At 60.9% G+C, this 6,372-nt stretch carries 7 protein-coding genes and 1 pseudogene; 4 read left to right on the top strand and 4 right to left on the bottom strand.

Going from position 1 to position 6,372, the window contains the following annotated elements:
* Window positions 1-82: 82 nt before the first annotated feature.
* The 4 genes and pseudogenes from ACQZ5K_RS23840 to ACQZ5K_RS23825 all read right to left on the bottom strand — a co-directional run bounded on the left by ACQZ5K_RS23840 (window position 83) and on the right by ACQZ5K_RS23825 (window position 3,621).
* On the bottom strand, window positions 83-478 hold the full coding sequence (locus tag ACQZ5K_RS23840; RefSeq protein WP_448741629.1) for a hypothetical protein: 396 nt from the start codon (window positions 476-478) through the stop codon (window positions 83-85).
* A gap of 16 nt (window positions 479-494) precedes the next feature.
* A complete protein-coding gene (locus ACQZ5K_RS23835) occupies window positions 495-1,262 on the bottom strand; it encodes an aspartate/glutamate racemase family protein (protein ID WP_003521962.1) in 768 nt (255 codons plus the stop codon).
* Window positions 1,263-1,603: 341 nt separating this feature from the next.
* A pseudogene (locus tag ACQZ5K_RS23830) lies at window positions 1,604-2,220 on the bottom strand (nucleotidyltransferase domain-containing protein).
* 54 nt (window positions 2,221-2,274) lie between these two features.
* Window positions 2,275-3,621, bottom strand: coding sequence for an aminotransferase-like domain-containing protein (locus ACQZ5K_RS23825; RefSeq protein WP_448741628.1), 1,347 nt, complete (start codon window positions 3,619-3,621; stop codon window positions 2,275-2,277).
* Between the two features lie 136 nt (window positions 3,622-3,757).
* On the opposite strand from ACQZ5K_RS23825, the gene ACQZ5K_RS23820 reads away from it, so the two are divergent.
* From ACQZ5K_RS23820 to ACQZ5K_RS23805, 4 genes are read left to right on the top strand one after another with little or no spacing between them, the layout of a single operon-like run.
* On the top strand, window positions 3,758-4,162 hold the full coding sequence (locus ACQZ5K_RS23820; RefSeq protein ID WP_448741627.1) for a VOC family protein: 405 nt from the start codon (window positions 3,758-3,760) through the stop codon (window positions 4,160-4,162).
* Between the two features lie 35 nt (window positions 4,163-4,197).
* Entirely contained in the window at window positions 4,198-4,827 is a 630-nt protein-coding gene (locus ACQZ5K_RS23815; protein WP_448741626.1) for a LysE family translocator, read from the top strand.
* Window positions 4,828-4,878: 51 nt separating this feature from the next.
* Window positions 4,879-5,724, top strand: coding sequence for a PhzF family phenazine biosynthesis protein (locus ACQZ5K_RS23810; RefSeq protein WP_448741625.1), 846 nt, complete (start codon window positions 4,879-4,881; stop codon window positions 5,722-5,724).
* A 28-nt stretch (window positions 5,725-5,752) separates the two neighbouring features.
* Window positions 5,753-6,349 (top strand): NUDIX domain-containing protein, encoded by a 597-nt coding sequence (locus ACQZ5K_RS23805; protein WP_448741624.1) that lies wholly within the window; start codon window positions 5,753-5,755, stop codon window positions 6,347-6,349.
* Window positions 6,350-6,372 lie beyond the last annotated feature (23 nt).

Below are 6,372 nucleotides of genomic sequence, written 5' to 3'. Positions count from 1 at the left end.
CTGCGACGCCTGGCGGAAACTCGAAAGCCAGCCATGGCGCATCATGTCCATCGGTCACCGCAAATGGGCCAATGAGTTCTGATCATTGAGCGATGGTATTACGGCCGGGATTGACCGTTTTGGCGATGACATAGGCAAGCGGATATCCAAGCACCAGACAGACGAGCGCCACCATGGCGGCAATACCGACGGAGCGCAGGATGGCCTCGTAATAGATGGCGCGGGTGAAGATGCGCACGAAATTGTCGAACGTGATCGCGCTCGACAATGTGATGACGCCGGCCGCCGATTTGTTGAAGGCGAGGGCGAAAAGCGAGGCGGTGGGCACGACGAAAAAGGCGATGAAAAAAATCAGGGCGGGCAGCAGGAGCAGCCAGAAGCCGAAACCGTCGCTCAAGCGTTTTCGCGCCGGCGAAACCTGAGCGAGGGGCAGGCCGTCCATCTGCTTGTCCGTTGTCGTCATTGCCGATACCGCCATGTTGCGTGGTCCCCCGTCATTCGGCCGCTTGCGGCAACATGGCCCTGTGCAGTGCGTCGTAACCGATCAGTTCCTTTTCCGGGGGTGCCGGATAGGTCGTCTTGCTCTGGGAAAGGCCGGCGCGGACGAGGCCGGCGGCAATGGAAACGGCTGTCGGGATGGGGTCGACGACGGGAACGTCGATGCCCTCGGCAAGCAGCCCTTCACGCAGGCCGGCGGCGCATCCCATCAGGCCGGTGCAGCCGAAGATCAGGGCTTCCGCGCCGTCCTCCTCCACCGCCTTCCTGCCTTCCTCGACCAGGCGGCGGGCGGTGGCGGCAAGGTCCGCCTCGAGATCCAGCACGGGAATATCGACACTGCGCACCGAGGCCAGCTTGCTGGAAAGGCCACTAAGGGCGGCGGTGTTTTCAAAAGACGGGATCAGGCGGCGCATGACTGTGATGACGGAGAATTTGTGTCCCAGCATGGAAGCAACATGCATGCCGGTTTGGCATGGTCCGAGAACGACCATGCCGGAAATCTCCCGGGCCGGGCGCAGGCCGGGATCGCCCATGCAATCGATGATGACGGCATCGACACCTTCACGTTCGGCGCGGGCTATTTCAAGCAGGGTGCCGGGAACGGACATCGCCGCCTCGAACTCGCTTTCGATCGAGCCCGGCCCGGTGGCTATTTCGGCGTGGGAAAGGCTGATGCCGGGATATTCCAGCGCCTTGAGATCCGCCAGCTTGCGAAAGCCGCGCGTTACGATGGGGGATACGACACGAACATGGACGTCACGCATTCTCGATATCTCCTTCAGCACCGCAACGACTTGCATATGCGGGCAAAACCAGGCCTGAAGTTGCGTATCCGACGCTTGCCGAGCCTCCGGTGACTGCGCCGCTTGTTCCGATGCCTTACGGTGCATCGGCTTGCCGCCGGACGAAAGAGTTTAGGCGAATAGGGGCTTCACTCTTTCGGGTGGGTAGTATGGCTGGTTTGAAAGCGCAGTACCTATCCGTTTAGATAGGTATTGCTGCATAAAACAGATGCGCCTGCGATGTTTGACTAAACATTGGGCGATCAAAGTCGTAAAATGAGGCGTTTCTGGCGTTTTACCGACCGTTTAACCGTAAGCGAGCCTTACAGGACGTGTAGCGCCCGTACCCAGTCGTGACCCGGGTGCAGGCGCTCGAGGCAATCCCGCAGCCAGAGGCGTTCCGAAAGAGATAGCTTTGGCCGGGCTCTTGCGAAATCGTCCTCGTCCTTGGGACGCCTGTACTTTGCCTTGAACAGAAGCACGGCGGAGGGATTGAGATAAGGGATGCCGTCTGCGGTCAGCGACACCATTTCGATCCGCGGCCGCGTCATTTTCGGATTTCTCTTGTAAACCCAGGTGTCATTCGTCCCCGGTTCGATCATCATATCGGCGCGCCAGCACCCGGCAGGGCGATCGAAGCACCATATTTGAAAAATCTCGGGAGCCGGGTGCTGGTCCGCCGGCAGCGGTTCGATAACGCCATCGTTGACGGTATAGAACTCCATGTCACCCAGTTTCCGGCGAAAGATACCCAGATCTTCGCGCAGGACCGTGAATTCGAGATCATCATGCTCACGCGTCTTGCTCCCTGCCACAGATCGAGCGCCCAGCCGCCGACAACGCACCATGGCCGCGATACGCCGTCCAGTCGCTGGGACAGCTCGGCAGGGCTCCAGGGGTTCCACCCATTCTGGTCCGGCGCAAGCGGGTGATCACTCATAATATACGGTCGCTTCCATGCAATTTTCGTATCGTCGTTTATTTGCCGATGGCCTCAAGGCCAACGCTTCAGCAACCCCGCCAGAAGCGTCAGCGCCTCCGTGAGATCATCGAATGACGGGCCGCCGAGACAGAGCCGAATACCGCTCGCCGGATCGTCGGGATTCACCAGCATGGATTCCGGAGGGGTCAGCTTGATACGCATCGCCGCAGCGGCGAATGCGAAACGATTGGCGGCGTCGCGTTCCATCGGCAGCCAGACGTTGTATGCATCGGGATGCGCGCCAAGCCGGTTCGTGCCGAGCAGCGAAACAGCCAGGCTGGAGCGCCGTCGGGCCTCGTGGCGTAAATCCCGCTGGATTGACGAGATGATGCCGGAGGTCAGCCAATCTTCAACCACCACGCAGGACAGTGCGGATGGGGCCATCGGCATGTCCTGCAGAAGGTCTTCGGCGGTGTCGTGCAGCCCGGCCGGCACTGCAAGCACGCCGATCTGCAGGCCGGGACCAAGCGACTTGGAGAGCCCGTTCACATGAAACGAGATTTCAGGAGCCAGTGAGGCGAGCGGCGGCAAGGCCTCGGCCGATGCCGCATAAACGCCGTCCTCGATGATCCATACGCCCGCCCGGTGGCAAATATCCGCAATGATCTGCCGCCGCGCTGCGCCCATGGTGACGGTTGTCGGATTATGCAGCGTCGGCGTCAGGTAGACTGCGGTGCCGTCACGCGACGTCGTGCCGGCGAGCGCCGCGGCAAGCGCTTCCGGCACCATGCCTTCGGCATCGATTTCGATACCCTGCATCCGGTATCCTTTCCGCCGGGCCAGTGCGATCGCGCCGGGATAGGTGATCCGTTCGGTCAGGAGCAGGCCCTTCGGGCCGCAGGCGAGATCGAAGGCCAGCGCCAGCGCCTGGCGGGCGCCGCTTGTCAGCACCAGATGTGACGGATCGACGGTCAGGCTCAGCGTCTCGAGCCAGTGAGCGAGAAGGCGGCGGTGTTCCAGATGTCCGGCGGGCGGGGCGTAAAGATTGATGTGATCCGCATCGATCCTGCGGGCGATCCCCGTTAGCGTCCTGGCCAGGATGCGGGCGTTGAGCGTGGCCGGTGGCGCATTGGAGGAGAGGTCGAACTGCCGATCCTTGTGCGCCTCCTGGAGCGCCACGAATGTTCCCCGTCCCTTGACGCTGCGTGTCAGCCCGCGCCGTTCGAGAACCGAATAGGCTTTTGTCACCGTGCCAAGCCCCACCCCAAGTTTCCATGCGAGATCGCGATGGGCGGGCAGACGGTCGCCGCCCGTCAGCCGCCCCTCGATGATGTCATCGGCAAGCGCAAGCACCAGCCGTTCTGCGGCATTCGCCTCAATATCTGCAAGACGGGGAGTCCAGGGGGATTGCAGCAGCACGGTCGTACCTTCGATAAAAGTGTCACGTTACACTATTTCAATAAACACTAAGTGTAACATAGGCTATGACGACGCTGATTGAAATCCACACTTTACGGCGGGCGATCGGCCATGATGCCGGCGCCCGGGGGATCGAATGTTCAGCCATATAACCGTCGGAACGCGTGATCTTGAGCGGGCGGAACGCTTCTACGATGCCGTGCTTGTCCCACTCTGCCTGACGCGGCGGGTCGTTACCCCGGATGGCGGGCCTGCGGCGCTTTGCTGGGTGGCAGCACACTCCCCGTTGCCCCGCTTTTATGTCTATCGCCCTTTCAACGGCGAGCCGCCCACGGTTGGCAACGGCGGCATGGTCGCCTTTCTGGCGCCGTCGAAAGAGGCGGTGGAGATGGCCTATGCCGGCGGCCTTTCGCATGGCGGCATGGATGAAGGAGTTCCGGGGCCACGCCCGCATTACGGAGACGGCTATTTCGGCGCCTATCTGCGTGACCCTGACGGCAACAAGGTCCACATCGTTCATCGCGGAGACCTCCAGCAATAGTGCTGGGGAAGTATCCTGCTTCTGGAGAAATCGAAATGACCGCCAGCCAGATCGCCCTCGTCTACGGCACCTATATCGTCGCCACCGCCAGCCCGGGGCCAAGCAACATGGCGATCATGGGCACGGCGATGCGCGATGGCCGTCTGCCCGCACTCGCTTTGGCTGCCGGTGTCATCACCGGCTCGCTCTTCTGGGCGATCCTTGCGGCGACGGGCATGTCCGCCGTGCTGGCCGCCTATGCCCAGGCGCTTTTCATCATCAAGATATTTGGCGGCGTCTACCTGCTTTATCTGGCCTTTCGAGCGGGCAGGTCGGCCCTGAAGCCGGTCTCCGACCTTGTGGGGATGAATACCGGGCGTGCGACGCCGCGCTATCGGGCGCTCTACCGGCAGGGTCTCCTCATGCATATCGGAAATCCGAAAGCCATCATGGCCTGGATAGCGATCATGTCGCTGGGGTTTCGCGAGGACGCGCCTGCGGGCATGTTGCCGGCGATCATTGGCGGCTGCGCCCTTCTCGGCGTCATTGTATTCGGCAGCTATGCGCTTCTCTTTTCCACCGCTTCGATGATTTCGCTCTACACCAGATTGCGGCGCTGGATCGAATCCGTGCTTTCTACGGTATTTGCCGTTGCGGGACTGAAATTGCTTCTCTCTCAGAACTGAGAGCCCCACCATCGGCGTTGCCGATCAATCCCAACTGAAAAGAGCCATGCCATGAGTTTTGTTATCCATATGATCGACGTGTTCGGCTCCGGGCCGCTTTCCGGCAATCCGTTGGCGGTCGTCATCGGCGCCGATGCTTTGTCGGCGGATGAAATGCAGCGATTGACGCGGTGGTTCAACCTTTCCGAAACCACCTTTCTGCTGCAACCCACCCATCCGCAGGCTGATTACCGGGTCAGGATATTCTCGCTGGACAGGGAATTGCCCTTTGCCGGGCATCCCACACTTGGCAGCTGCCATGCCTGGCTCTGCGCCAACGGTATGCCAGAAAATCAAACCGACATTGTTCAGGAATGCGGTGCGGGACTGGTCACGATCCGGCGCTCGCATGGGCGACTTTGTTTTGCCGCTCCACCGCTTATCCGTTCCGGCGTACCGACGCCCGCCGAACTGGAAGAAGCGCGGCAGCTGTTGAGGATCGAGGCTTGCGATATCATCGATGCCGCCTGGATCGATAATGGTCCCGGCTGGCTGGGAATCAGGCTGGCATCGGCCGAAAAGGTGCTTGGCCTCGACCCGGCCCGCAATTGGCCCGGCCGTATCGATATCGGTGTGGTTGGCCCTCATGCGCCAGGCGGCGAGATCGCCTTTGAGGTTCGCGCCTTCTTCAGCGATCATCTGGGCGTCATCGTCGAAGACCCCGTCACCGGAAGCCTCAACGCCTCGCTGGCGCAATGGCTCTTCGCGACGGGCGTGGTTGGCGAAGACTATGTCGCGGCGCAGGGAACGCGCCTTGGCCGCCACGGCCGCATCTACCTGACCCGCGACGATGCCGGCCAGATATGGGTTGGCGGCGAAACGCGCACGCATGTAGAAGGCCAGCTGCAAGGCATTTGAAAAGACAGACGAAAACGAGGTGACTTTGATGAATAGCAGTGTTTACCGCCCCATTTCCGAACGTGTATTGGCGGATGATTGGGGACGGCTGACCAAGTATGAGTATGAACTTCAGTTGAGGGACGGAAGCTGGCAACGGCAGACCCGGGAGGCCTATGATCGCGGCAACGGCGCGACATGCCTGTTGTACAATCCGGCAAGCGACAATGTGCTGCTGACCCGCCAGTTCCGGTTGCCGGCACTTTTGAATGGCGGTCTGGAATCGCTGATCGAGACACCGGCGGGGCTGCTGGAAGGCGCTGACCCGGCGACGCGAATGCGTGCGGAACTGATCGAGGAAACCGGTTATGAGGTTTCCGAACTTACGCATCTGTTCGATATCTATATGAGCCCCGGATCGGTCACGGAATATCTCGCCTTTTTCTACGGCGAATATGCCGAGAAACATAAGGTCGGGGCAGGCGGCGGTTCAGCGGACGAGGGCGAAGACATCGACGTGCTGGAAATCGCCTTGCCCGAGGCGATGCGGATGATCGGCCGCGGCGATATTCGCGATGGCAAGACGATCATTCTGATCCAGCATCTCGCCATCCGGCTCTTGCAGGAAAAAATCACGGCAGGCTGATGCCCGAACGATGCTTCCGGTCC

It is taken from the genome of Agrobacterium sp. 22-226-1 (genome assembly GCF_053522345.1).
Note: the sequence above shows the minus strand (reverse complement) of the source record. Positions and strands in the feature narration are given on the sequence as shown.

Coding starts and splice junctions, on each gene's coding strand:
- ACQZ5K_RS23840 (WP_448741629.1), bottom strand. CDS start 478: ATGGCGGTATCGGCAATGACGACAACGGACAAGCAGATGGACGGCCTG.
- ACQZ5K_RS23835 (WP_003521962.1), bottom strand. CDS start 1,262: ATGCGTGACGTCCATGTTCGTGTCGTATCCCCCATCGTAACGCGCGGC.
- ACQZ5K_RS23820 (WP_448741627.1), top strand. CDS start 3,758: ATGTTCAGCCATATAACCGTCGGAACGCGTGATCTTGAGCGGGCGGAA.
- ACQZ5K_RS23815 (WP_448741626.1), top strand. CDS start 4,198: ATGACCGCCAGCCAGATCGCCCTCGTCTACGGCACCTATATCGTCGCC.
- ACQZ5K_RS23810 (WP_448741625.1), top strand. CDS start 4,879: ATGAGTTTTGTTATCCATATGATCGACGTGTTCGGCTCCGGGCCGCTT.
- ACQZ5K_RS23805 (WP_448741624.1), top strand. CDS start 5,753: ATGAATAGCAGTGTTTACCGCCCCATTTCCGAACGTGTATTGGCGGAT.